This window comes from Spirillospora sp. NPDC047418 (assembly GCF_040643275.1).
Classification (GTDB): domain Bacteria; phylum Actinomycetota; class Actinomycetes; order Streptosporangiales; family Streptosporangiaceae; genus Spirillospora.
Map to the genome: position 1 here is coordinate 22,256 of NZ_JBEYTW010000022.1, position 24,343 is coordinate 46,598.

A 24,343-nucleotide genomic window follows, 5' to 3' on the forward strand; every position below is an offset into this window, starting at 1 on the left:
CCTCCGTGATGACTTCGTTACCGGGACCATGACAGTCTGCACGGCCCCGCCGGTTCGTCAAACGAAGTCCGCGAAATCAGCGCAGCGGATCCTCCTTGCCGAGCAGCGCGGCGAGGGCCCGCGCCTCGTCGGCGTCCAGGCCGAGGACGACGCGGGGCCGCCCCCACGGGTGGTCGATCGAGTGGGCCACGTAGCTGGCGACGGACTCCGACACCTGCTCGGCCAGGCCGCGCGCGTGCCGCCACTCCGACCACGCCCGCTCCAATTCGCTCGCCGCGCGCTGCGCGCACGACACCAGTTCCGGATCACGCACGAGCTGAACCCCCCAGTGGACTTTCCCGGTGCGGTCCGGCGGGCCCCGTCCGGGCGGCCTCCCCCGAGGCCGCCCGGATCCACCCGTCGGACGGTGAGTCCATTAACCACCTGGCGGCGGGCCGGGGACCGGCGAATGCGGCAGTCTTGGCCGGGCCCTTACCCGGCTTACACCGGTTCTAGGGACGATCGACCGTCCCCCTGTCCCCGGCCATAACCGGCCACGGGCGCGGTGCCGCCGGGGATGCGTACGTGCGGGAGCGATGTGCGGCGGGGGGACGTCCCTCGGGGCTGCCGAGGGCGGCGGGTCACGGGGCGGGAGCGGGCCCCGTGGTCGAGCGCACCACCAGGTGCGGGACGACCAGGTTCTGCCGGGGGTGCCGGGACGGGTCGCCGATGCGCGCGGTGAGCAGTTCGGCGGCCACCCGTCCCATGTCGCGGCGCGGCTGGTCCACGCTGGTCAGCGAGATGTGCCGGATCGCCGCGAGATGGGTGTTGTCGTACCCGACGATCGACAGGTCGGCGGGGACGGTCATGCCGAGCTCGTCGGCGGCCGACAGCGCACCGGTCGCGACGAGGTCGTTCGGAGCGAAGATCGCGGTGGGGCGGGCGTCGCGGCGCAGCAGCGCGCCCGCGGCCCGGTAGCCGCCGTCCTCGGTGAAGTCGCCGGGCTCGACGACGATCTCCGCGGACAGCCCGTGCCGGTGCATGGCCTTCTCATAGCCGGTGCGGCGGTAGTGGGCGGTGGTCGAGCGCGCCCCTTCGATGTGCGCGATCCGGCGGTGCCCGAGTTCGACGAGGTGGTCGACGGCCAGGCTCGCGCCGAGCTCGTCGTCGTCCACGACGATGTCGACGCCGTGCACGTCGCGTTCACCGACCATCACGACGGGGACGCTCGCGGTGGCCTCCTTGAGCGATTCGGGGACGACGCTGAGCAGGACCAGGCCGTCCACGCGCATCTCCAGGAACGCCTCGACCGCCTCGGCCTCGAACAGCGGGTCCCAGCGGCCGCTGCCGACGAGCATCCGCAGGCCGGCGCCGTGCAGGCTCTCCTGCAGCCCGTCGAGGAACTCGGCGAAGAACGGGTTGTGCAGGTCGGCGACGATGGCGCCGATCAGCCGGGTGCGGCCCTCGACCAGGCTCCGCGCGACGGCGTTCGGCCGGTAGCCGAGTTCGCGGGCGGCCTGCAGGACGGCCTGCCGCCGCCGCTCGCTCACATGCGGCGACCCCCGCATCACCAGTGAGACGAGCGACTTGGAGACTCCGGCGCGCTCGGCGACGTTGCGGATCGTCGGTTTCGGCGCCGGCACCGCCCGCCCCTCCGCGCGCGGGGCCGGCGGGGTTCCGCCGCGCGCGGCCGGAGAGGGGCCGCCGCGCGGCGGGGGCACCGCACCCTCTCCCTGCCGTTCGTACGGGGGGTTCGGTTCATCAGCTGACATGGCACTCCGTCCGGGGGGACCTGCAGGACCTGCCGCGACGGCACGCCGCCGGGGGAGCCGGCGCGCCGTCCTCCGCTCGGGAGGAGATGCCATGATGCCGCGCCTTCCCCCCAAACCGTCGCAACAGGGAGTAACGGGCATCCGCGAATGGTGGTTCAGGGCTGTGGTGTTCCGGATCACAGTGCCGTCCGCGGGTGATCACGATCCGGTGGCGATGATCACGAGCCGGTGAAAAGGCCGGCCGCGTCGCGGTCGGCGGGATCTCCCGCGTGCCCGCCTCGGATACCCTGCCCACGTGGCAGAACGTGCGGTGGCCGGCGACAAGGCGGGGAGCCGGCAGAGCGGCGGGCGGGGCGGCGGACAGCGCGGTGGGCGCGGCCGACGCAGGCTCAGCGTGGACGAGCGGCGCGAGGAACTGATCGACGCGGCGCTGCAGCTGTTCAGCGCGCGCTCGCCCGAGGACATCTCGATCGACGACGTCGCGGCCGCGGCGGGCGCCTCCCGCGCGCTCGTCTACCACTATTTCGGCGGCAAGTACGAGCTGTACATCGCGGCGCTCGGCAGCGCGGCGAAGAAGCTGTCGGTGCTGCTCGAACCGCCCACCGAGGGCAAGCCCCTGGAACGGCTGCGGATCTCGCTGCAGCGCTACTTCGACTTCGTGGAGAGCCACGCCGCGGGCTACACGGCGCTGCTGCGCGGCGGCCCGGCCGACCGCTCCGGTGAGGTCGGCGAGATCGTCGACGGCATCCGCCGGCTGCTGCTGGACCGGATCCTGCACTCGCTGGACGTGACGGAGCCGCCGCCCGTCCTGCGCATCACGCTGCGCTCCTGGATGGCCGTGGTGGAGACCGCCGGCCTGGACTGGCTGGAGAACAGCGACATCCCGCGGGCCGAGCTGGAGCGGCTGCTCGTCGACCAGCTGGTGGCCATCATGCAGACGGCCGGACGCCACGATCCGGGGACCGGGGCCCTCTTCGACCGCCTCTCCCAAGAGGAACTGAACGCCTAGCTCCCAGGACCGCCGGAACGATCGGAACTCCTGGAACGACCGCGGCTCCCAGAGCGACCGGGGTTGCCGGAACGACCGGGGCGACCGGGATTGGCGGGGCGGTTGAAGGCTTGTGTCCGGTTGTGGACGCTTAGCTGTTGGGTGTCCGAAATTCCGTACAGGCCAGATCCCGCCCGCGGGTCAGCGGGCGGGATACCGGCCGAACGGTGAGCGGCCCGGTGCCCACGGTTCTCGGATGACCGTGGGACCGGCCCATTCGCCCGGGAGACCTCGGGCCGACCTCGCGGTACGAGATGCGCCCCAGTGGCCCCCGGCCGTCCCCCCTTGGTGCCGTGCGTGTTTATTCCGAGCGCTGCTGCGGGATGCCGGCGAGCAGCGCCCGCACCTCCGCCTCGCGGTAGCGGCGGTGCCCCCCGAGCGTCCGGATGGACGTGAGCTTTCCCGCCTTCGCCCACCGCGTGACGGTCTTGGGGTCGACGCGGAACATCGTCGCCACCTCCGCCGGCGTCAGCAGGGGCTCGGCCTCTGGCGTACGTGCTGACATGTTTGCGGCCTCTCCTCCGTGGACCGATGACAGCGATCCTGCGATTGATCCTCGCGTGGTCACTGATGTCCCCTATGGCCCGAAAGAGCCACTATGACATCACAACGTGTAACCTTGCCACCACTCAGCGCAACAAGCAAGTTCCTGACTGCAGTTGCGTGCAAACATCCCCGCGGCTGCGGGGCGCCGCACCTGAGCAAGGGCCACTGGGTCACGCTGCGTGATTCTAGCGACACGTATAGTCGTATCGCGCGCGGATTCGGGAAATTTGTTTTAGTTCGCGGCCTCGAGCGCCCGGACGGGCCGCCAGCGGGCCAGCAGGCGCTTGTACATCGCCACGGTCAGTTCGACCTCGCCGCGCTCCATCCCGGTGAGGGCGACGGTCATCTCGGCGACCGACTCGTCCGCGCGCAGGGCCCGGTCGTCCAGCAGGTGGACGAGGCCGCCGTAGTCGAGCTCCACGAGTGCGCGCGGGTGGAATCCGCCGAGCCACCGGGCGAGCGTCTCCAGCCGCCCGGCCGACAGGAGGTAGACCTCCTCCGTCCCGTCGCCGAGGTTCTCGCGCACCACCGGCAGCGCCGCCTCCACCCGGCGGCGCGCCTCGCCCATCGAGGTGACGTAGATGAGCGTGCGCGCGGGCGCGGCCGTCGCCGGGCCGTGTCCGGCGAGCTCCTCGGACGCGTCGTCGGACTTGCGGTATCCGGTCCCCGGCGTACCGAGCATCAGGCACCGCTCGCCGCGCGCGAACGGCACGAACCAGTCGAGCGGGACGTGCCAGGTGCTGGTCAGGATGTGCGGGCGCAGCGGCCGCCCGGCCCGCTTCCACTGGTCGAACTCGCTCATCGCCCGTTCCGCCGCCGGCGGCGGGACGAACGCGGCCGCGACCCCGGCGGCGTGCTCGCCCCGGAACCGCTCGAAGGCCAGCCAGGAGCGCAGCCTCGTCCCCCACGGGCAGATGTAGATCATGTCGTCGAGGCGCCGCACGTAGGCGTCCCTGCTCTCCCGCTCCGGGGCGACCTCCGGCGGCGACGCGGTCAGCCTGAGCGCCGCCTCGCGGTGCTCCGTACCGAGCGCGTGGATCCGCCGCGGGCGCCGCCGGGAATCGGCGTAGACCGTCCACAGGGTCCGCGCGGGCTCCGGGAAGGCGGTCACCGGTTCATAAACCCGTAGGTACGCGGCGTACGGAAGCACCACCGCATCGTTACACGAGATCGGGGCGGACGTGGGGCATCCGGCGTCCTAGTCTGATCTGGAGACAGAGAGGAGGGCACTACCGTGCCTAATGTCTTCGGGGCGCCCCACAAGGGCACCGAACCCCGACACGAGCAGGTCGTCTTCTGCCAAGACGAAGCCAGCGGCCTGCGCGCCATCATCGCGATCTACTCGACCGCGCTCGGCCCGTCCCTCGGAGGTACCCGCTTCTTCCCGTACGGCTCCGAGGAGGACGCACTGGCCGACGTGCTGAACCTGTCCCGGGGCATGGCCTACAAGAACGCCCTGGCCGGGCTCGACCTCGGCGGCGGCAAGGCCGTCATCATCGGCGACCCGGCCATCGACAAGTCCGAGGCGATGCTGAGGGCGTTCGGGCGGTTCGTCCAGTCGCTGAACGGCCGCTACTACACGGCCTGCGATGTCGGCACGTACAGCGAGGACATGGACGTCGTGGCGCGGGAGTGCCGCTTCGTCACCGGACGGACGGTCGCGCACGGCGGTGCCGGCGATTCCTCCATCCTCACGGCGTTCGGCGTCTTCCAGGGCATGCGCGCCGCGGCCGAGACCGCGTGGGGATCGCCCACGCTGCGCGGCAGGCGGGTCGGCGTGGAGGGCGTCGGCAAGGTCGGCCACCGGCTGGTGGAGCACCTGCGCGAGGACGGCGCGGACGTCGTGATCTGCGACGTGAACCAGGCGGCCGTGGACCGGGTCCGGTCATCGCACCCCGAGGTGGAGGTCGTGGCCGACGGTGACGCCATGGTCCGCGCGGATCTCGATGTGTACGCACCCTGCGCGCTCGGCGGCTCGCTCAACGACGACACCGTGCCCGTGCTGCGGGCCAAAGTGGTCTGCGGCGCCGCGAACAACCAGCTGGCCCACACGGGCGTGGAGAAGAGCCTCGCCGACCGAGGCGTCCTGTACGCGCCCGACTACGTGGTGAACTCGGGCGGCGTGATCCAGGTCGCGGACGAGATCGAGGGCTTCAACTTCGACCGGGCCAAGGCCCGCGCCACCGGCATCTACGACACCACCCTCAAGATCTTCGCGCTGGCCGCCGACGACGGCGTCCCGCCGGCGGCCGCGGCCGACCGGCTCGCGGAGCGGCGGATGACCGAGATCGGCAGATTGCGGGGGATTCTCCTCTAGCGGCCGTCACCCTGGGTCGGACGGCGTGTCCGGACAGTGGTCTTCCTAGACCCGTTTAGACCGTTGCAAGACCGTTGTAAGGGCCGCCGTGGGGCGCGGTACGACCGTCCCACGGCGGCCTTGGCACGTACTCGTGACCACCGGATACACTGTTGTTATCAGCAACAGGGGCGCCGCCACGTACCGTCGATGTACCGAGCCAGGCGCAAAACGGGTACGGTTGTACCCGTGACTGACGCATGGCTCATCAGGCACCGGTTCGTGTGGTACACGCGCGCGTTGATGGGCCCACGAAAGCCCTGACCATCGAGGGGGTCGAGCCAATGGGTCGCGGCCGAGCCAAGGCCAAGCAGGTGAAGGTTGCCCGGCAGCTCAAGTACAACACCGGCAACACGGACCTCGACCGCCTGAAGGACGAGCTGGGAGTACCGGACTCCGGCGACGACTCGTATGACGAGCTCGCCGAGAAGTACGCCGACTACGCCGAGGACTACGGCACGGAGCCCCGCAAGGACGGCACCTCCGGTTGATCGGCCGACAGTGCGCCACTGCCCACCACGGGCAGTGGCGTTTGTCGTGACTTCTCCATGTTCGACGCGGTTCTTCCTCTGTGGGGGGTGTGTGGGTCATGGTTTCCGCCGGCCGCCGAGAGAGCCCCTGGGGCACCTTCGGCGGCTCATGCTGACCGTGTGACGGTTGAGGGCTGAGAGGCGCTCAGAGCCCCTCTCAGCCCGTCACACGCCGGCTTCAAGCGAAGGCGGCGGTGCCGGTTCCCTCGGTGATCTCGCCGAGGGTCCAGGCGGGAACGCCGCGGGCGGCCAGCAGGCGCAGGGCCGCGTCGGCGGCGTCCGGGCTCACGATCGCGGCCATCCCGACGCCCAGGTTGAACGTCTTGTCCATCTCGGGCTGCGGCACGCCGCCGTGGTCCCGCAGGACGCGGAACAGCGGCGGGACCTCCCACGACGAGCGGTCCAGGACGGCGTCCACGGTCGCCGGCAGGGAGCGGGCCAGGTTCGCCGCCAGTCCCCCGCCGGTGATGTGCGCGAACGCGCGCACTCCGCCGGCCTCGGCCAGCGCCAGGCAGTCCCTGGCGTAGATGCGCGTCGGGGTGAGAAGTTCCTCACCCAGCGGACGGTCCAGTTCGGCGGGCGCCGATTCCAGGGTCAGGTCCGTCGTGGCCAGAATGTGCCGGACGAGCGAGTACCCGTTGGAGTGGATCCCGGACGACGCCATGGCGAGCACGGCGTCCCCCGCCTGGACGCGGTCCGGGCCGAGGATCTCGTCGGCCTCCACGACGCCCGTCCCCGCGCCCGCGAGGTCGAACTCGTCCGACTCCAGCAGCCCGGGGTGTTCGGCGGTCTCGCCGCCGATGAGGGCGCATCCGGCCAGGGCGCAGGCTTCGGCGATACCGCCGACGAGGTCGGCGATCCGTTCCGGGACGACCTTCCCGCACGCGATGTAGTCGGTCATGAACAGCGGCTCGGCCCCGCACACGGCGAGGTCGTCGATGACCATGCCGACGAGGTCGTGCCCGACCGTGTCGTAGACGCCGAGGCGTCGCGCCAGGTCGACCTTGGTGCCGACGCCGTCCGTGGACGTCGCGAGCAGGGGACGCCTGTACTTCAGCAACGCCGACGCGTCGAACAGGCCCGCGAACCCGCTGACGTCGTCGACGACCTCCGGGCGCCGTGAGCGCGCCACCCTCGACTTCATCAGCTCGACGGCGCGCTCGCCCGCCGCGATGTCGACACCGGCGGCCTCATAGGACGTCACCGGCCGACCTCCAGCAGATGCTTGCCGCGGGCGTCCTGCTCCACGGGGATGGGGTAGATGCCGTCGAAGCACGCCCTGCACAGGTTGTTCTTGGGGATCTGCGAGGCGGAGATGAGCTCGTCCAGGGACACGAAGCCGAGAGTGTCGGCGCCGATGGAGTCGCGGATCCCCTCCACGGACAGGTTCCCGGCGATCAGTTCGGCGCGGGTCGCGAAGTCGATGCCGTAGAAGCAGGGCCAGGAGACGGGCGGGCTGGAGATGCGGACATGCACCTCGGCGGCGCCCGCCTCGCGCAGCATCGACACGATCGCGCGCTGGGTGTTGCCCCGGACGATGGAGTCGTCCACCACCACGAGCCGCTTGCCCTCGATCGCCTCGCGCAGCGGGTTCAGCTTGAGCCGGATGCCGAGCTGCCGGATCGTCTGCGACGGCTGGATGAACGTCCGCCCGACGTAGGAGTTCTTCACCAGCCCCTGGCCGTAGGGGATGCCGGACGCCTCCGCGTACCCGATCGCGGCCGGGGTGCCCGACTCGGGCGTCGGGATGACCATGTCGGCCTCGACGGGGTGCTCGCGGGCCAGCCGGCGCCCCACCTCGACGCGGGTGGCCTGGACGCTGCGCCCGGCGATCGTCGTGTCGGGCCGCGCCAGGTAGACGTACTCGAACAGGCAGCCCTTGGGGCGCGGCTCGGCGAACCGCTCGGACCGCACGCCGTCGCCGTCGATCGCGATCAGCTCGCCCGGCTCGATCTCCCGGACGAAGCGGGCGCCGACGATGTCGAGCCCGGCGGTCTCGGACGACACCACCCACCCGCCGGCCTCCAGCTCGCCGAGCACGAGCGGCCGGACGCCCTCGGGGTCGCGGGCGGCGTACAGCGTCCCCTCGTCCATGAAGACCAGGGAGTACGCGCCGCGCGTGGCCGGGAGGATCTCCCGGGCGGCGGCCATGGGGCCGCCCTCGCCGTGGTGGGCGAACAGCGCCGTGAGGACCTCGGTGTCGGTCGTGGCGGTCAGCACCCCCGATTCCAGCCGCGCGGCCAGCTCGGGCGTGTTGATGAGGTTGCCGTTGTGGGTGAGCGCCAGCCCGCCCGCGTCCGTCGACCGGAACGTGGGCTGCGCGTTCTCCCACGTGGGCGAACCGGTCGTGGAGTAGCGGCAGTGGCCGACGGCGATGTGGCCGCGCAGCGTGTTCAGCACCGACTCGTCGAAGACCTGGGCGACGAGGCCCATGTCCTTGAACACGACGATGCGGGAACCGTCGCTGACGGCGATTCCGGCCGATTCCTGGCCGCGGTGCTGGAGCGCGTACAGGCCGTAGTAGGTGAGCTTGCTCACCTCGGCCCGCGACGCCTGGTCGGCGGGGACCCAGACGCCGAAGACCCCGCAGGCGTCCTGCGGAGCCCGGTCGGAGGGATCGATGTCGTGGCTCAGACGTCCGTCACGGAGAGGCACGTCAATCAGTCTAGATGCCCGGTTCACCTGGTCCGATCGGTGGCATGTCTTAACCGGGCTTTACCCCCTTGCACCACGGGCATCACGAGGTTCGGGGGAATCTGAGGACGACACGTGGAGGGGAACGATGACACTGCCCGGGTACGAGACCTACGCGCCGCCCGCGCCGCCCAGGCGGAGCGGGCTGGCGAGGGCCTCCCAGGTGCTCGGAATCGCCGGGCTGGCGGGCCTCGTGCTGTGCCTGGCGGGTGTGATCCCCGCCGTCGTGGGTCTCGTCCTGGGGGTGGTCTCCCTCGCCCGGCGCGATCCCGATCGGCGGCGCGCCGTCGTGGGGGTCGTCTGCTCCGCGCTCGCCCTCGTCCTCGGCGCGGGTTCGCTCTTCTGGCTGCTGAGCAAGGCCGCGCAGTGCGGGGACGAGGCGCGGTACCCGGACGAGCCGTCACGCCGGGGCTGCGTGGAACGCGAGTTCCCCTTCGCCAAGGAGAAGCCCCGCCCCGCCGCTCAGTCCGCTGCCCAGCCGGCCGCTCGGACGGCCGCTCAGTCGGCCAGCGCGCGGACGGCTTCCTCGGCGAGCGGTGAGGCATACACGCGGAAGTCGTCCATGAGGCCGCCGAACCCGGGCTTGGTGGGTTCGCTACCCAGGTAGATGGGTCCGGCCGGTGTGACGACGGGGTGTTCCAGCGGGACGGCCACATCCAGCTTGCCGTTGATGTAGAGGAACATCCCTCCGGTGTTCACCGCGAAGGCGACATGGGTCCATTCCCCGAGCGACAGCCTGGTGTGGCTGTCGACGTAGTCCGGTCCCTTGACGGTGAACAACTGGACCCGCAGCCTCATCTCGTCCGGATACAGCCACAGGCCGAGGCCCCGGGCGTCGTCCTCCGCGACCGGCTTGTAGACGAGGCTGCGCCACTCCCCCGTCGGCTGCTCGGTCACCTGGACGAAGAACGCCAGGCTGAACCCGAACACCTGGCTCAGGACGAGTTGGGGCGCGGCGGGGATCACAGCCCGGTCGTGTCCGTTGAGCGAGAGCGCCTCACCGTCCCGGCCGGGGACGATTCCGGCGGTCTCGTCCAGTTCGGCGGCGGGTCCGGCTCCGGTCGCGTCCGCGACCCTGCGGCCGTCCACGGTGGCGACGTCGAACGTCCAGTGCGCGATCAGCACGGGGATCACCTCCAGCAAGGCGGATACTCCCGCACTGCGGCGCCCCAGTCGATGGGCGGGGGAAGACTCAGTCGATGGGCAGGGGCAGGAAGGCCGACAGGTCCGCGCGCGCGCCGCTGGCCCTGACCCGTCCGTCCGCGACCGCGTCGGCCCAGGCCAGCCGTCCCGTGGCCAGCGCGATCCAGGCCGCGGCGTCCATCTCCACCACATTCGGTGGTGTACCACGGGTATGGTGCGGGCCGTCGATGCACTGAACGGCGGCGTGCGGAGGGACCCGGACCTCCACCGAACGGCCCGGGGCCAGCTCGGCGAGCCGGTCGAGCAGGAACCGCACCGCCCCCTTGACCACCGGACGGGACGGCTCGGCGCCGCCCGCCCCGGCGGAGGCGAGGACCGTGTCCAGGGCCGCGCGACGGAGCGCGGCGGGCTCGTCCGGACCGCTGTGGGGCGGCAGGCCGAGCGCGGCGCGCTGCTCGTTCAGGACGGCGAGGGAGAGCGGAGTTCGCGACATCGCGCCCGAAGCTACCCCGTCGGTCGCGGTGGCCGGGCGGCCGGTGGCGAACCGGTGGGTACGGGAGGCCGCCCTTCCACAGGAAGTACGCCGAAGCGGTAGAAAGAGGACCCCCGGTGCAGGCATGGGGGAGTGAGTTGGACGGGGAGCCGGGGCGCGTCCCCGGAGGACACGGAGGTTCGTCAGATGCCCGAGGCGCTGCCCCTGCAGCCGGGTGACCCGCTGAGACTCGGCTCGGTCGAGATCACGGGCCGGCTCGGCGTCGGCGAGCAGGGCGCCGTCTTCCTCGGCAGGGACCGGTCCGGCGGCCACGTCGCGGTGAAGGTCCTGCACGTGCGGCTGAGCGGCGAGCCCGTCGCCAGGTCCCGGTTCACGGGCGCGTTCTCCTCGGCCCGGAAGGTGTCCGGGTTCTGCACGGCGGCGATCCTGGACGCCGATGTGGACGGTGACCGCCCCTATGTGGTGAGCCAGTGGGTGGACGGGCCGTCCCTCCAGCAGCTCGTGGACGAGGAGGGCGTGCGCGGCGGCGCCGTCGTCGAGCGTCTGGCGGTGGGTACGGCGATCGCGCTCGCGGCCGTCCACCGGGCGGGTGCCGTTCATCACAACTTGAAGCCCGGAAACGTCCTCCTGGGACGGGACGGGCCGAGGATGACCGACTTCGGCATCGCGCACGCTCTGGAAGCGGTCAACGTCTCCTTCACGGCGCACATCACCGACGATCCCTCCTACAAGGCCCCGGAGCAGTTGAGCGGCATGGGCATCGGCTCCGCCGCCGACGTGTTCGCGTGGGCGTCCACCATCCTGTTCGCCGCCACGGGCAAACCGCCGTTCGGGGAGGGTTCGCCCCACGAGATGATGCAGCGCATCGTCTACGACCAGGCAGACCTGTCGGACGTCCCCGATGCGCTGCGCGAGGTCATGGCGAGTGCTCTGGCCAAGGTCCCGGCGGAGCGTCCTACCGCCGCGCAGATCCTTGAACGGCTTCTGGGGGCCGGCAGCCCGCTCCCCGCCCGCATGCCACCCTCGATGGTGGAGGTGGGGCGCGCCCTGGCGGCGGGCCCGGCCGCCAGGCAGCAGGCGTCGCCGACGGTGCCGCCGCCGCGCTCCCCCATGGGCGCACCCGCGCCGCCGAGGGGGATGCAGCCCCCGCCGCCCGCACCGCCCACGCCGCCTGTGCCGCCGCCCCCTGCCCCGCCAGGGCCTTTCGGTCCTCCCGGTCCTCCCGGGCCTTCCGGGCCTTCCGGGCCTTCCGGGCCGCCGACCGAGGCGGCGTCGCCCTCCCTCCCCCTCCTCGGGAAGCTGTCGCGCAAGCCGCGCCGGGAGTCGCGTCCGCCGGAGCCGGAGCCGCTCGCCGCCGACCTGGACCCGGCGGCCTTCGAGGCGACGACGACCTTCGGCGCGGTCGGCCTGGACCGCCCGGCCGGCTCCGGCCGCCGGGACGAGCGGGACGAGCCGGTCCACGCGGACCAGACCGCGAGGTTCGACGCGGTCGGCCCCGACCCGACGGCGGTCTTCGACGCGGTCGGCATGCACGACTATCCGGACGTCTCCGAACCGCATCTCATCCCCGGCCTCGGCCATGGGCGGGACGACGGTGAGCGGCGCCCGTCACCGCTGGCCTCCATCGCGCGGATGAGGCGGCCCAGCAACCATGTGCTCGGTCTCGCCCTTTCACTGTTCATCGGTGTCAGCGTCGGGATCGCCATCATCGCGCTGGTGCTGTGGCCCCAGCTCAAGGACGACGGCGGGGGCTCACCCGACAGCGCGAACGCGTCCAACAACCGTCCGGTGACGACGATCCCGGCCTCTTTCGCGGGTACCTGGAAGGGCGATGTGGTCAACACCGGCCGCAATGCCTCTTTCCCAGTGGAGGTCACGTTCGAGGCGGGCGGCACCACCGCGCGTGCGGTGTATCCACGCGAGAAGTGCGACGGCACTCTGACACTGACCAGGGGCACCGAGAGCGCACTGAAGATGAACCTGGCCATCGGCAGCCCGTGTACGAGCGGCGTCGTCGAGATCACCCGGCAGCCGGACGGGACGCTGCAGTACACGTGGAGCAAGCCGGGCACGAAGCTCGGTTACGGGGGCAGGCTCAGCCGCGCCTGATCGGGAGCCATTCCCCGCGCCACGTCCAATTTGTCACCTCAAATCAGGACAGTTCCGCTAGGGTTCCCTCGATCGAGATCATCGGTCGCATGGCGGGCCCGCCGCACGCGGTCCCCGGCAGAAGGAGAGGCCGTGCGGGCTGTCCACCGAAGGCTGCTGCTGGCCGGCGCGGTCGCGACCAGCCTCGGCGCCGCCGCGGCGCTCCCCGTGCTCGCCGACGACCCCGCCTCCCTCGTGCGGGTGAGGGCGGCGGAGGGCACTCCCGTGCCCGGCCAGTACATCGTCACGCTGAAGCCCGGGGCGTCCACCGGCGACACCGCCGGGAAGGTCGGGGCGGCTGGCGTCAAGCGCTTCGACGGCGTGCTGAACGGCTTCGCCGCCAAGCTGACCGGCGACCAGCTCGACAGGCTGCGCCGCGACCACCGCGTCGCGGCGATCGAGCAGGACCAGATCGTCCGGACCAGCAAGACCCAGCGCGCACCTCTGCCCTGGGGCCTCGACCGCATCGACCAGCGGTCCAGGAAGCTCTCGAAGAGCTATTACTACAAATCTTCCGGAAGCGGCGTCAACGCCTACGTCATCGACACCGGCCTGGACGTCAAGCACAAGGAGTTCGGTGGCCGCGCCTCCATCGCGTGGACGGCGAAGAGGTTCAACGGCGACGGCCGTGACTGCAACGGGCACGGAACCCACGTCGCGGGCATCATCGGCTCCAAGACCTATGGTGCGGCCAAGTCCGTCAAGCTGCGGGCTTTGCGCGTCCTCGACTGCGACGGCGCGGGCTCGATGTCGGACGTCGTCGCAGCCGTCCAGTGGCTGCGCACGCACGCCGCCAAGCCGGCCGTGGCGAACATGTCGCTCGGCGGGTCGAAGTCCTCGGCGCTGAACACCGCTGTGACGAGCCTGTCGAAGTCCGGGGTCTTCCTGTCCGTGGCCGCGGGCAACGACAACAAGGACGCCTGCAAGTCCTCGCCGGCCGGGGCGGGCTGGGTCATGGCGGTCGGCGCGACCACCAAGTCCGACGCCCGCGCGTCGTTCTCCAACTGGGGCAAGTGCGTCGACATCAACGCACCGGGCTACGGCGTCTACTCCACCTGGCCGGGCGGCGGCCGCAAGGCGATCAGCGGCACGTCCATGGCCGCCCCCTACGTGAGCGGTGTCGCGGCCCTGTACCTGTCCACCCACAAGAAGGCCACCTTCCCGCAAGTGCAGAAGTGGCTGAACGACAATTCCACCCATGGCCTCAAGGGGCTCCGATCCCAGCCCGACCGGCTGCTCTACAAGGGCAAGTTGTGAAGCCGGTCACGTAGGATGGCCCGGCTCCCAGCAAGGAAGCCGGGCTTCCCGCGTACCGAGCCGTCCCACCGGATCCAGGGGTCTACCCTTGGCGAGGCTGGACTTCTTTAGCGCTCATTGACCTCAGGGCCCCCGGACCTCCGTACCTACGGCCGAGACGAGAGGAGAACACGTGGAGACCCCCGCCTCCACCTGTCGGCCGACCGCGCGCCGGCGAGGTGGACGACGCACCGCCACGGCTCTCGTGGCCATCGCCACCGCGCTGCCGCTGATCGGCGCCGCCACCCCCTCCGCGAGCGCGGCCCCGCCCGCGTCCGTCCCCATGGACCCGGGGGACAGCGCCAAGTTCGCCAAGCTGAACCGGCAGATCGAGAAGCTGGACAAGGAGTACGGCGGCGACCTCGCCAAGCTGAAGGACGCCCAGTACGCGGCGGAGAAGGCGCTGAGCAAGTCCAACGCCCTGCAGAAGGACCTCGTCGAGGCCCGCAACCTCGTGGCGCAGCTCGCCGCGACCCAGTACATGACCGGCGGCGAGGACCCGACCGTCGCGTTCCTCGCCGACGCCGACCCCAACGAGATGCTCAGCAACGCCACCCTGGTCAGCCACCTGGCGCAGAACAAGGCGGCGAAGGTCGCGCAGATCCAGAAGCTCGTCAACGACCAGCTCGAGGCCCGCAAGAAGGCCCAGGCGAAGATGACGGAGCTGAAGAAGGAGATCAAGGACCTGAAGGGCCGCAAGACCCAGATCCAGCAGCTCGTCAAGAAGTACAAGCCCGAGTCGCCGAGCATCGGCATGGGCGGCGTCACGCCCCGCATGCTCAAGGTCAAGAACACCCTCGACCTGGAGACGGGCCCGTTCCCGACGATCGGCTGCGTCCGGCACAGCGGCGACCCGCAGGACCACGGCACCGGCCACGCCTGCGACTTCATGGTCACGACCGGCGGCGTGATGGCGGGCGGCAGCGCCAAGGCCCTCGGCGACCGCACCGCCCAGTACGCCATCTCCCACGCGAGCGCCCTCGGCATCAAGTACGTCATCTGGCGCCAGCGCATCTACGACATGCGCAGCCCCGGCTGGCGCATGATGGAGAACCGCGGCGGCGTGACCGCCAACCACTACGACCACGTCCACGTCTCGGTCTTCTGAAAGTAGGGGATATTGCATCTGATGATGAATATCCACTTGTTGAGATGGCGTTGGTACTGGCCAACTGCTGGTCGGTGTGGTCTCGGCCTCCCAAGTTCGCTACTCGCGTGATGCCAGGCTGAGCTGCTTCTTCTCGCGTTCTTGCGGCGAGATCTCGCATCTGATGCGAGCATGTCGCATCAGATGCGAGGGAGGTGGTTGGGGTGAATCGGGTCGCGGTGGAGGGTGCGGCGCATCTGGTGCTCGCGGACGGTGTGGTGCCGCTGCATCCGCAGGAGGCGGTGTTCACCGCAATGCTGGCGGGGTGGGAGCGGCAGCAGCAGGCTCGCCTGCTGGCGGTCTCGACGATCCGGACGCGGGTGGATCTGGTTCGGCGGTTTGCGGAGTTCGCCGGGACGCCGCCGTGGGAGTGGCTGCCGGGGGATGTGGAGGACTGGGCGACCGACTTGTTGTCGTCGCCGGGGCCGTTGGCGCGCTCGACGGTGCGGAACTACCTGAATCAGATCGCGATGTTCTGCGACTACCTAACCGACGCCCGCTATGGGTGGGGTGAGCAGTGCCTGGAGTACTTCGGGACGCATCCGGTCCAGATCTGCCACGAGGACAACATGCCGTCGCACTCCTCGCCTTACGAGGGACGGCCGGAGGCGCGGGCGTTGACCCGCCGGGAGTTGCAGGACTTCTTCGACTACGCCGACGAGCGAGTGGTGCGGATTCGGGCGGCGGGCAAGAAGGGGTGGGCGCCGGCGTTCCGCGACGCCACCCTGTTCAAGGTGGTCTACGGGTGGGGGCTGCGGCGGCGCGAAGCAGCACATTTGGATCTTGCGGACTTCTCACGGAACCCGAAGGCTCCGGAGTTCGGACGCTACGGTGCCTGCTATGTCAGGTTCGGGAAAGCGGTGAAGGGGTCACCGCCCCGGCGACGGACGGTCCTGACGGTCTGGGAATGGGCGGCCGAGGCGCTGGCTGAGTACGTTGAGGAGGTCCGTCCGCTGTTCGAGGTCGGTAAGCGGCAGTTGCTCTGGCCGACCGACCAGGGCGGACGCGTGCAAGGCCGAGAGATCACCCGCCGGTTCGCCGACTACCGGGACGCACTCGGTCTGGAGGAGGTGCTGCATCCCCACTGCCTGCGGCATTCCTACATCACGCATCTGATCGAGGACGGCGCGGATCCGTTCTTCGTCCAGCGGCAGGTGGGCCACGCCTGGGGGTCAACGACGGCCATCTACACCCATGCCGGGTCGGACTTCATGAACAATGCGTTGCGCGAGGTGCTGGACGCGGGGCTGGGAGGGGTGGAGTGATGCGGACGATCCGTTATCGGTGGCATCTGCGGGAGTTGATGGCCCGCCGCGGCATGTTCAACACCACCGACCTGGCCCCGTTGCTGGCCGAACGCGGGATCGAGATGTCGGTGTCACAGGTCCACCGGCTGGTCACCGGCACTCCGGAGCGGCTCAACCTGCAGGTGTTCGCCGCGCTCTGCGACATCCTGGACGCCGGGCCCGCGGAGTTGTTCGAGCCGGTGGTCATCGCCTCGGCCCGTCGCAAGACCGCCGAGGAGACCGGCCTGCTCCCGTCCGCTGCGCCGGGTGAGGTTCGTCGGCCGCGCCGCGCCCGGATCGTCCCCGACGAGCCGTGAGCCGGCGGGGCCGGTGCGCCGACTGCGGCAGGGACGGCCTCTGCCTTCCGGGTCCTCGCCCGGACGGCGCCCCGGTTTGCGGGGCGTGCTACAGCACCTATCGTCCCAAGGTCCGTTGCCAGCAGTGCGGTGAACTCCGTTTTCCTGCGGTCAGGGCGGGCGGCAGTTCGGGCAGCACGCTCACCTTGTGCTCCCGCTGCTACCGGGCCGAGCGGCCTCGGCGCCGCTGCGACGGCTGCGGACAGCTCCGAGTGATCAACTCCGGCCGGGTCGGGCACGAGGAGCTCTCGCTCTGCTCGACCTGCTACGTCCGCCACCAGACTCCGCTTCCCTGTGATGAATGCGGGCGGCTGGCGCCACCGGCCGTGGTCCCGGGCGGCCGGACCGCCACCACCCGGGTGCTCTGCGCCCGCTGCTACGAGCATCCCAAGCGGCCCTGCGGGGTCTGTGGTAGCACCCGACGAGTCTCGGCCAAGGCCACCGCCGATCATCCGGACCTCTGCCTCACCTGCAACCAGGCCGCCACGGTCACCTGCCAGGTCTGCGGACACCTGGCCCGGGGACGACGCACCGGCATCGCCGATGGGCCCGCCTGCTTCGCCTGCATCCTCGCCGACCGCGTCACCGCCCTGCTCACCGGACCGGACGGCCAGATCATGCCCGCGCTGCTGCCGCTACGCCAGGCCGTCCTGGCCACCGGCAACCCGCAGGCCGCCCTGACCAACCTCCATCGCAGCAGCAGGCGAGCCCACCACGTCCTGGCCGACCTCGCCGCCGGGCGCCTGCCCCTGACCCATGACGGCCTCGACAGCCGCGGCACCAGCCGCTCCATCGACTACCTGCGCGTTCTTCTCGTCGCCTCGGGCGCTCTGCCTGCTCGCGACGAGCACCTGTTCCGCCTGGAGACCTTCTCCCAGACCGTCACCGCCGCCGCTCACCCCGAAGACCGGAAGCTCATCGCGCTGTTCACCCGCACTCACCTGCTCCGCCGCCTCCGCCGCCGTCTTGACGGCGCGTCTCTCCAACCAGGGGCTGCCTATCGGGCCCGCGCCGAACTCGCCGCGACCAGCCGCTTCCTCACTCACCTGCGTGACCGCGGCCGCACACCGGCCACCTGCCGCCAGATGGACATCGACGCCTGGCTCGTCGACGTCCGCCGCGCCGACAGCACGCGTGCCTTCTGGTCCTGGGCCGGCAGAACCCGCCACCTGCCGCCGCTCGACATCCCACCAAAATGACCTCGGAGCCGTCCGAGTTCACCCCCGATACCGGTCGGTGGGCGCTGGCCCGCCGCATCCTCCACGACGCCGCCATCCCCACAGCCGACCGAGTCGCCGCTCTCCTGGTCCTGCTGTTCGCCCAGCGCCTCTCGCGCATCGCCCGCCTCACCACAGGCGATGTCCACCACACTCCCGGCGGCACCACCGAACTCGCCCTCGGCTCCACCAACGTCGTCCTGCCCGAGCCCCTCGCCGAACTGGTCAACCAGCTCCCGACTCCACGCGCCGATAGAACCGCCCACCACCTCCACGACAACGCCTGGCTGTTCCCCGGCCGTCACCCCGGCAAGCCTCTCCATCCCACCAGCCTCGCCCGCCGTCTCACCGCCCTCGGCATCGACGCTCGCCCCGACCGCAACGCCGCCCTCCTGGACTACGCCCGACAACTCCCCCCACCAGTCATCGGACGCCTCCTCGGCCTCACACCGGGAACCGCCGACCGCTGGGCCACCATCGCCGGCGGCAAGTGGGCCCGCTACCAACCCACCCGTCGCTGAATCGGGCCCTGGCCGTGACACCATGCCGCCATGGCCCGCTGGATACGCCTCTATCACCCCGAGGAAGACACCTGGTTCCACTACGAACTGAATGACCAGGAATGGGCCGTTCGGCAGATCGAGCTCCAGGGCCCTGACCAGCGCCCCACCACGGCGGCAGCCCTCGACGAGGTGCTCCGGCTCCGCGATCACCACGGCCTGGCCGAGCTCCATGCCTACGAACGACGTTTCGGTGTCCTCACCGAAGACAGCCTGGAGGGCTGGCAAAACGCTGATCAAGCCATCCAGATCACCCGTCAGGAATTCGAAGCGCTCTGGACCGAGGCGAGACAACACCTCGCTCAGACAGAGCTAGCCCAACCCTCAACGACGAACTCCGCCGCCCTCGCACACGCTCTGAACGGCCCTGCCGAGCCACCGCTGCGCCCACTACCGGATCAGGTCACCGACCTGCTGATATCGCTGGGCAGTCCGCCCCGGCTGGCGGCTCATCTGCGTCTCGTCCATGACGTCGCCTGCCAGATCGTCGACTGGCTCCAGCAGCGTCACCCCCACCTCCGCTTCGACCGGCACGCCGTGCTCTTCGGCGCCGCAACCCACGACATCGGCAAGTCCCTGCACCCCTCCGAGCTCTCCGGACCTGGCTCAACCCACGAGCCAGACGGCCGGGACCTGCTGCTCCACCACGGCTTCAACGAGACCCTCGCCCGCTTCGCAGCCACTCACGCGTCATGGACGGACCCCGATGTCACTCTCGAGGACCTGCTGGTGAGCCTCGCCGACAAGATCTGGAAGAACAAACGCGTCCCCGAACTCGAAGACCTCGTCGTGACCCACCTCGCACAGGCGACCAGCCGACAGCCCTGGGAGGCATACGCCGCCCTCGACGAACTCCTCACCGACATCGGCGACACCGCTGACCAACGGCTCGCCTTCCAAGTCTCACACCCGATCCACGGCTGAACCCCGACACAGAAGAGCCAGATCACCCTCGGATTCCCACACCTTGAATAAGACCCTCCGCCACTACCGCAGCCGCGCGACGGGGCTCGGCGGCTACTTCTTGCGGCCGAAGAGGAAGTAGGAGACGGGGCCGGCGAAGTTCACGAAGGCCACGGCCCGCCACAGCCGCTTCGAGCCCTTGACCTGGTCGCTCGGACGGCGCTGCAGGTCGATGAGTGCGGCCGCCAGCAGCGACAGCTGCACCGTCGTGGCGCCCGCGATGAACGAGCGTTCCGTCCGGCTGAGCTCGGACCAGCGCTTGGAACCCACCGTGCCTCCCCCGTGGATCGGTTGCCCTCCCAGGCTAGACCGGGCCCGACGCCGCGAAAGGGGCGCCCCCATCGTGCGGGGGCGCCCCTTTCGTCCGCGGATCGGATCAGTCGGTGGATCAGTCGGCGTAGCTGGGCAGCATGCGCTCGTGCGCCTCGCGCAGCTCCGACAGGCCGATGTTGAACAGCTCCTGCTGGTCGCCGTCCGGGCCGCGTCCGGTCACGTGGAGGGTGTCGCCGCCCGCGACGCCGAGCTGGGCCACCGGCACCCCCGCGGACTCGCAGAGGGCCGCCAGGCGGGCCTCAGAGCCCGGCGTGACCGCGACCATGGCGCGGGCCACCGACTCGCTGAACAGCGCCGTGAACGGGTCGCCGTGCAGCGTGATGCGGGCGCCGAGGCCGCCGCGCAGGCACGTCTCCACCAGCGTCTGCGACAGGCCGCCGTCCGACAGGTCGTGGACGGCGGTGAGCAGCCCGTCGCGGATCGCGGCGACCAGCACCGACGCCAGCGCCGCCTCCGCCTTCAGGTCGACCAGCGGCGGCAGCCCGCCCAGGTGGTTGTAGACGACGTGCGCCCATTCCGAGCCGCCGAACTCCTCGCGGGTCTCGCCGAGCAGCGCGAGCGTGGCGCCGTCGGTGGTCAGCGACATGTTCACCCTGCGGCGGACGTCGTCGTGGACGCCCAGGACACCGATCACCGGCGTCGGGTTGATCGGGGTGTCACCGGTCTGGTTGTAGAAGCTGACGTTGCCGCCGGTGACCGGGATGCCCAGGTACTGGCAGCCGTCCGCCAGGCCCTCCACGGCGCGCGCGAACTGCCACATGACGCCCGGGTCCTCGGGGGAACCGAAGTTGAGGCAGTTCGTGACGGCCAGGGGCCGCGCACCGGTGGCGGCGACGTTGCGGTACGCCTCGCTGAGCGCGAGTTGCGCGCCCGAGTACGGGTCGAGCCGGGTGTAGCGGCCGTTGCCGTCCAGGGACAGCGCGATACCCAGACCGGACTCGTCGTCCACGCGGACGACGCCCGCGTTCTCCGGCATGGCCATGACCGTGTTGCCGAGCACGTAGCGGTCGTACTGCGAGGTCACCCACGTCTTGCTGGCCAGGTTCGGGGACCCGGCCAGCCACAGGACCGTCCGGCGCAACTCGTCGCCGTTGGACGGACGCGTGAGCCGTCCGGGGGTGTCGGCCTGGAGGGCGCCGAGGTCGTGCGGGGGCTCCAGCGGCCGGTTGTAGACCGGGCCCTCGTCGGCGGCCGTGGTCGGCGGGATGTCGACGATCGTCTCGCCCCGCCACGTCATGACCAGCCGGCGCGTGTCGGTGACCTGGCCGATGACCGTCGCCGGGATCTCCCAGCGGGCGCAGATCTCCATGAAGCGGTCGACCTTGTCGGGCGACACCACGGCCATCATGCGCTCCTGCGACTCGCTCATGAGGATCTCCTCAGGGCGCAGCGTCGCGTCGCGCAGCGGGACCGTGTCGAGGTCGACGTGCATTCCGCCGGTACCGGCCGCGGCCAGTTCCGTCGTCGCGCAGGACACTCCGGCGGCGCCGAGGTCCTGGATGCCGACCACGAGGTCCTCGTTGAACAGCTCCAGGCAGCACTCGATGAGCAGCTTCTCCATGAACGGGTCGCCCACCTGGACCGACGGCCGCTTCTGGTGTGACTCCTCGTCGAACGTCGCCGACGCCAGGACGGACGCGCCGCCGATGCCGTCCGGCCCCGTCAGGGCACCGAACAGGATCACCTGGTTGCCGGGGCCGGGGGCCACGGCGCGCTTGATGTCCCCGTGCTTCATCACACCGACGCACAGGGCGTTCACGAGCGGGTTCTGCTCGTAGCAGGCGTCGAAGACGGTCTCACCGCCGATGTTGGGCAGGCCCAGGGAGTTCCCGTAGCCGCCCACACCGGCCACCACACCGGGCAGGACGCGCTGCGTGTCGGGAGCGTCCGCAGGGCCGAAACGGAGCGAGTCCATGACGGCGATGGGACGCGCACCCATCGACATGATGTCGCGCACGATCCCGCCGACGCCCGTCGCGGCGCCCTGGTACGGCTCCACATAGGACGGGTGGTTGTGCGACTCCACCTTGAAGGTGACCGCCCAGCCGTGGCCGATGTCCACGACACCGGCGTTCTCCCCCATCCCGACCAGAAGCTTGTCGGTCTTGGGGGCCTTGTCGCCGAACTGGCGCAGATGCACCTTGGAGCTCTTGTAGGAGCAGTGCTCGCTCCACATGACCGAGTAGATCGCCAGCTCCGCCGACGTGGGACGGCGCCCGAGGATGTGCCGGACACGCCGGTACTCCTCCTCGTTCATCCCCAGCTCGGCGTACGGCTGCGGACGCTCGGGCGTCGCCGCGGCGATGGCGACCGTGTCCGTGCCCTGGCCGGCCGGGCCGGACGCCTCGATCGCGGGGATTGGACCGGTCCCCGGGCGGAGGGGCTGCAGACCGGTTCCGGTCTCGACCGTCGGCTGCGGGCCGGTGCCGGGACCGAGCGCGGGCTGCGGGCCCGTCCCCGGGCCCACGGCGGGCTGCGGGCCGGTTCCCGGGCCGCCGACGGCCGGCTGCGGGCCGGTGCCGTGGCCGATGCGCGGCTGCGGGCCCGTCCCGCCGCCTTCGGCGCGGAAGGGCACCAGCGGACCGGTGTTCAGGTTGACGACGGGCTGCGGGCCGCTGTCCGGACGGACCGCCGGCTGCGGGCCGGTGCCGGAACCGATCACCGGCTGCGGGCCCGTGCCGGAGCCCACGGCGGGCTGCGGGCCGGTGCCCGTGCCCACAGCGGGCTGCGGACCGGTGCCCGTGCCGACCGCCGGCTGCGGGCCCGTACCGGAGCGCTCGGGACGCGCCAGCGGGCCGCCGTCGAGGTCGACGATCGGCTGCGGGCCAGTGCCCGGACCGACCGCGGGCTGCGGCCCCGTCCCGGAGCCCACGGCGGGCTGCGGCCCGGTACCCGTGCCGACCGCCGGTTGCGGGCCGGTGCCGGTCCCGACGGCGGGCTGCGGGCCCGTACCAGGCCCCTCAGGACGCGCCAGCGGGCCGCTGTTCAGGTCAATGATCGCTTGGGGACCAGTACCCGGACCCACGGCGGGCTGCGGACCCGTCCCAGAGCCCACGGCGGGCTGCGGCCCGGTACCCGTGCCCACGGCCGGCTGCGGGCCAGTGCCAGAGCCTACGGCGGGCTGCGGGCCGGTGCCGGGGCCTTCCGGACGCGCCAGCGGGCCGCTGTTGAGGTCGACCAGAGGCTGCGGGCCGGTACCCGACCCGACCGCGGGCTGCGGTCCGGTGCCGGAACCCACGGCCGGCGGCGGGCCGGTGCCCGTACCGGTGCCACCGGGTTCCGCGGGCGGGCGAGGCGCGGCGAAGCCGTTCAGGTCGGGCATGGTCAGCGACGGGTCCACCGCGGTGGACGAGGGGTCGCCGCCGGGGCGCTCCTCCTCCAGCGCACGGGCGAACTCCTGCTCGGGCCCTTCGAGGGACGCGGCCGGTGCGGGAGCCTGCTCGCCGTCCAGCACGGGTATGGGCCCCGTGAACGGCCCGGGAGAGGCCGCGACGGCGGGATCCTGCTGGACGGGCCGGCTGGCCTGGTTCGTCTGCCGGTCCTCGTCGATGATGGCCTTGAAGCCCTGGGTCACCGCTGGGTTGACGGGCTGGAGCTCGGGGTCGTCGGCGTCGGACTTGAGCTCGCCGAGCCACTCCATCGACGGCTCGTCGGAGGCGTTCCGGGTAGCGCGCCCGGAAGCGTGGGGCCGTTGCTCACTCATGCGTTGACCAGTCTCTTGACGATGGAGGTGAAGAAACCGAGGCCGTCGGTGGACGGCCCGGTCAGCGACTCCACGGCATGCTCGGGGTGGGGCATGAGCCCGACCACGTTGCCGGCCTCGTTGCAGATGCCGGCGATGTCGTCGAGGGAGCCGTTCGGGTTCAGGTCGACGTAGCGGGCGACGATCCGGCCGGTGTCGGCCAGTTCGATCAGCGTCTCCCGGTCGGCGGTGTAGCGGCCGTCCCGGTTCTTGATCGGGATCACCAGCTCCTGGCCCTCGCTGTACTCGCTGGTCCAGGCGGTGCCGGCGTTCTCCACCCGCAGCCGCTGGTCGCGGCAGACGAAGTGCAGGCCCGCGTTCGGGAGCAGCGCCCCCGGCAGCAGGTGCGACTCGCACAGCACCTGGAACCCGTTGCAGATGCCGAGGACGGGCAGTCCCGCGCCGGCGGCGGCCACCAGTTCCGTCATCAGCGGCGCGAACCGGGCGATCGCTCCGGCGCGCAGGTAGTCCCCGTAGGAGAACCCGCCTGGCAGGACGACGGCGTCGACTGCCCGCAGGTCGCGGTCGCCGTGCCACAGCGCGACCGGCTCGGCGCCGGACAGCCTGACGGCTCGTGCGGCGTCCTTGTCGTCCAGAGAACCAGGGAAGGTGATGATCCCAACCCGGGCAGCGTCCATCTGTTCTGTTCCTCCGAAAGAAGGCGGCGGCCGGGACGGTCGGGATCTCCTCCGCCGATCACCCCGCTGCGCGTCGCATACCCCCCGCGCGCGTCC

23 protein-coding genes are annotated in these 24,343 nt (G+C 71.1%); 12 read left to right on the forward strand and 11 right to left on the reverse strand.

Annotated features, from left to right (window positions below; all coding sequences use genetic code 11):
- Positions 1-76: 76 nt before the first annotated feature.
- Together ABZ806_RS16380 and ABZ806_RS16385 are read right to left on the reverse strand one after the other, a co-directional pair.
- The gene (locus tag ABZ806_RS16380) at positions 77-313 is read right to left on the reverse strand and encodes a hypothetical protein (RefSeq protein ID WP_024934223.1); all 237 of its coding nucleotides are present in this window, start codon (positions 311-313) and stop codon (positions 77-79) included.
- Between the two features lie 307 nt (positions 314-620).
- Entirely contained in the window at positions 621-1,622 is a 1,002-nt protein-coding gene (locus ABZ806_RS16385) for a LacI family DNA-binding transcriptional regulator (protein WP_500218114.1), read from the reverse strand.
- A gap of 424 nt (positions 1,623-2,046) precedes the next feature.
- Between ABZ806_RS16385 and ABZ806_RS16390 the strand changes: the two genes are divergently transcribed.
- Positions 2,047-2,760, forward strand: a complete 714-nt coding sequence (locus ABZ806_RS16390) for a TetR/AcrR family transcriptional regulator (RefSeq protein WP_500218115.1) — start codon at positions 2,047-2,049, stop codon at positions 2,758-2,760.
- A gap of 340 nt (positions 2,761-3,100) precedes the next feature.
- Here ABZ806_RS16390 and bldC read toward each other — a convergent pair whose 3' ends face one another.
- Complete coding sequence (gene bldC / locus ABZ806_RS16395) at positions 3,101-3,304, reverse strand: developmental transcriptional regulator BldC (RefSeq protein ID WP_012850682.1); 204 nt, start codon at positions 3,302-3,304, stop codon at positions 3,101-3,103.
- Between the two features lie 273 nt (positions 3,305-3,577).
- On the reverse strand, positions 3,578-4,498 hold the full coding sequence (locus ABZ806_RS16400) for a DUF8083 family protein (protein WP_500218116.1): 921 nt from the start codon (positions 4,496-4,498) through the stop codon (positions 3,578-3,580).
- Positions 4,499-4,579: 81 nt separating this feature from the next.
- On the opposite strand from ABZ806_RS16400, the gene ABZ806_RS16405 reads away from it, so the two are divergent.
- Together ABZ806_RS16405 and ABZ806_RS16410 are read left to right on the forward strand one after the other, a co-directional pair.
- On the forward strand, positions 4,580-5,662 hold the full coding sequence (locus ABZ806_RS16405) for a Leu/Phe/Val dehydrogenase (protein ID WP_500218117.1): 1,083 nt from the start codon (positions 4,580-4,582) through the stop codon (positions 5,660-5,662).
- Positions 5,663-5,985: 323 nt separating this feature from the next.
- Positions 5,986-6,192 (forward strand): DUF3073 domain-containing protein, encoded by a 207-nt coding sequence (locus ABZ806_RS16410; RefSeq protein WP_500218118.1) that lies wholly within the window; start codon positions 5,986-5,988, stop codon positions 6,190-6,192.
- A 217-nt stretch (positions 6,193-6,409) separates the two neighbouring features.
- Here ABZ806_RS16410 and purM read toward each other — a convergent pair whose 3' ends face one another.
- On the reverse strand, positions 6,410-7,435 hold the full coding sequence (gene purM, locus ABZ806_RS16415; RefSeq protein WP_500218119.1) for a phosphoribosylformylglycinamidine cyclo-ligase: 1,026 nt from the start codon (positions 7,433-7,435) through the stop codon (positions 6,410-6,412).
- Positions 7,432-8,886 (reverse strand): amidophosphoribosyltransferase, encoded by a 1,455-nt coding sequence (purF, locus tag ABZ806_RS16420; protein WP_500218120.1) that lies wholly within the window; start codon positions 8,884-8,886, stop codon positions 7,432-7,434. The genes purM and purF overlap by 4 nt, the downstream gene beginning before the upstream one ends.
- 127 nt (positions 8,887-9,013) lie before the next feature.
- Here purF and ABZ806_RS16425 point away from each other — a divergent pair, with 127 nt between their 5' ends.
- On the forward strand, positions 9,014-9,532 hold the full coding sequence (locus tag ABZ806_RS16425) for a hypothetical protein (RefSeq protein WP_500218121.1): 519 nt from the start codon (positions 9,014-9,016) through the stop codon (positions 9,530-9,532).
- Here ABZ806_RS16425 and ABZ806_RS16430 read toward each other — a convergent pair.
- Both ABZ806_RS16430 and ABZ806_RS16435 read right to left on the reverse strand, forming a co-directional pair.
- Complete coding sequence (locus tag ABZ806_RS16430) at positions 9,424-10,059, reverse strand: LamG domain-containing protein (protein ID WP_500218190.1); 636 nt, start codon at positions 10,057-10,059, stop codon at positions 9,424-9,426. The two genes, ABZ806_RS16425 and ABZ806_RS16430, sit on opposite strands and share 109 nt — an antisense overlap.
- A gap of 58 nt (positions 10,060-10,117) precedes the next feature.
- Entirely contained in the window at positions 10,118-10,561 is a 444-nt protein-coding gene (locus ABZ806_RS16435) for a sterol carrier family protein (RefSeq protein WP_500218122.1), read from the reverse strand.
- A 186-nt stretch (positions 10,562-10,747) separates the two neighbouring features.
- Between ABZ806_RS16435 and ABZ806_RS16440 the strand changes: the two genes are divergently transcribed.
- From ABZ806_RS16440 to ABZ806_RS16475, 8 genes are all read left to right on the forward strand, one after another.
- The gene (locus tag ABZ806_RS16440; protein WP_500218123.1) at positions 10,748-12,670 is read left to right on the forward strand and encodes a serine/threonine protein kinase; all 1,923 of its coding nucleotides are present in this window, start codon (positions 10,748-10,750) and stop codon (positions 12,668-12,670) included.
- Positions 12,671-12,802: 132 nt separating this feature from the next.
- Entirely contained in the window at positions 12,803-13,966 is a 1,164-nt protein-coding gene (locus ABZ806_RS16445) for a S8 family peptidase (protein ID WP_500218124.1), read from the forward strand.
- A gap of 172 nt (positions 13,967-14,138) precedes the next feature.
- A complete protein-coding gene (locus ABZ806_RS16450; RefSeq protein ID WP_500218125.1) occupies positions 14,139-15,113 on the forward strand; it encodes a coiled-coil domain-containing protein in 975 nt (324 codons plus the stop codon).
- A gap of 203 nt (positions 15,114-15,316) precedes the next feature.
- Complete coding sequence (locus ABZ806_RS16455) at positions 15,317-16,417, forward strand: tyrosine-type recombinase/integrase (protein ID WP_500218126.1); 1,101 nt, start codon at positions 15,317-15,319, stop codon at positions 16,415-16,417.
- The gene (locus tag ABZ806_RS16460; protein ID WP_500218127.1) at positions 16,417-16,755 is read left to right on the forward strand and encodes a helix-turn-helix domain-containing protein; all 339 of its coding nucleotides are present in this window, start codon (positions 16,417-16,419) and stop codon (positions 16,753-16,755) included. The genes ABZ806_RS16455 and ABZ806_RS16460 overlap by 1 nt, the downstream gene beginning before the upstream one ends.
- Positions 16,756-17,006: 251 nt before the next feature.
- Positions 17,007-17,993 (forward strand): hypothetical protein, encoded by a 987-nt coding sequence (locus tag ABZ806_RS16465; RefSeq protein WP_500218128.1) that lies wholly within the window; start codon positions 17,007-17,009, stop codon positions 17,991-17,993.
- Positions 17,990-18,532: a site-specific integrase gene (locus ABZ806_RS16470; RefSeq protein ID WP_500218129.1), complete on the forward strand. Its 543-nt coding sequence runs from the start codon at positions 17,990-17,992 to the stop codon at positions 18,530-18,532. The genes ABZ806_RS16465 and ABZ806_RS16470 overlap by 4 nt, the downstream gene beginning before the upstream one ends.
- 30 nt (positions 18,533-18,562) lie before the next feature.
- Entirely contained in the window at positions 18,563-19,495 is a 933-nt protein-coding gene (locus tag ABZ806_RS16475; protein WP_500218130.1) for an HD domain-containing protein, read from the forward strand.
- Between the two features lie 93 nt (positions 19,496-19,588).
- Here ABZ806_RS16475 and ABZ806_RS16480 read toward each other — a convergent pair whose 3' ends face one another.
- The 3 genes from ABZ806_RS16480 to purQ all read right to left on the reverse strand — a co-directional run bounded on the left by ABZ806_RS16480 (position 19,589) and on the right by purQ (position 24,247).
- Positions 19,589-19,804, reverse strand: coding sequence for a PLD nuclease N-terminal domain-containing protein (locus tag ABZ806_RS16480; RefSeq protein ID WP_500218131.1), 216 nt, complete (start codon positions 19,802-19,804; stop codon positions 19,589-19,591).
- Positions 19,805-19,922: 118 nt separating this feature from the next.
- The gene (gene purL, locus ABZ806_RS16485) at positions 19,923-22,217 is read right to left on the reverse strand and encodes a phosphoribosylformylglycinamidine synthase subunit PurL (RefSeq protein ID WP_500218191.1); all 2,295 of its coding nucleotides are present in this window, start codon (positions 22,215-22,217) and stop codon (positions 19,923-19,925) included.
- Between the two features lie 1,349 nt (positions 22,218-23,566).
- Positions 23,567-24,247 (reverse strand): phosphoribosylformylglycinamidine synthase subunit PurQ, encoded by a 681-nt coding sequence (gene purQ / locus ABZ806_RS16490; RefSeq protein ID WP_500218132.1) that lies wholly within the window; start codon positions 24,245-24,247, stop codon positions 23,567-23,569.
- Between the last annotated feature and the right edge of the window lie 96 nt (positions 24,248-24,343).

Excerpts from the sequence above, each read along its gene's own strand:
- purQ (WP_500218132.1), bottom strand. The coding sequence starts at position 24,247 with ATGGACGCTGCCCGGGTTGGGATCATCACCTTCCCTGGTTCTCTGGAC.
- ABZ806_RS16475 (WP_500218130.1), top strand. The coding sequence starts at position 18,563 with ATGGCCCGCTGGATACGCCTCTATCACCCCGAGGAAGACACCTGGTTC.
- ABZ806_RS16460 (WP_500218127.1), top strand. The coding sequence starts at position 16,417 with ATGCGGACGATCCGTTATCGGTGGCATCTGCGGGAGTTGATGGCCCGC.
- ABZ806_RS16410 (WP_500218118.1), top strand. The coding sequence starts at position 5,986 with ATGGGTCGCGGCCGAGCCAAGGCCAAGCAGGTGAAGGTTGCCCGGCAG.
- ABZ806_RS16425 (WP_500218121.1), top strand. The coding sequence starts at position 9,014 with ATGACACTGCCCGGGTACGAGACCTACGCGCCGCCCGCGCCGCCCAGG.
- ABZ806_RS16440 (WP_500218123.1), top strand. The coding sequence starts at position 10,748 with ATGCCCGAGGCGCTGCCCCTGCAGCCGGGTGACCCGCTGAGACTCGGC.
- bldC (WP_012850682.1), bottom strand. The coding sequence starts at position 3,304 with ATGTCAGCACGTACGCCAGAGGCCGAGCCCCTGCTGACGCCGGCGGAG.
- ABZ806_RS16435 (WP_500218122.1), bottom strand. The coding sequence starts at position 10,561 with ATGTCGCGAACTCCGCTCTCCCTCGCCGTCCTGAACGAGCAGCGCGCC.
- ABZ806_RS16470 (WP_500218129.1), top strand. The coding sequence starts at position 17,990 with ATGACCTCGGAGCCGTCCGAGTTCACCCCCGATACCGGTCGGTGGGCG.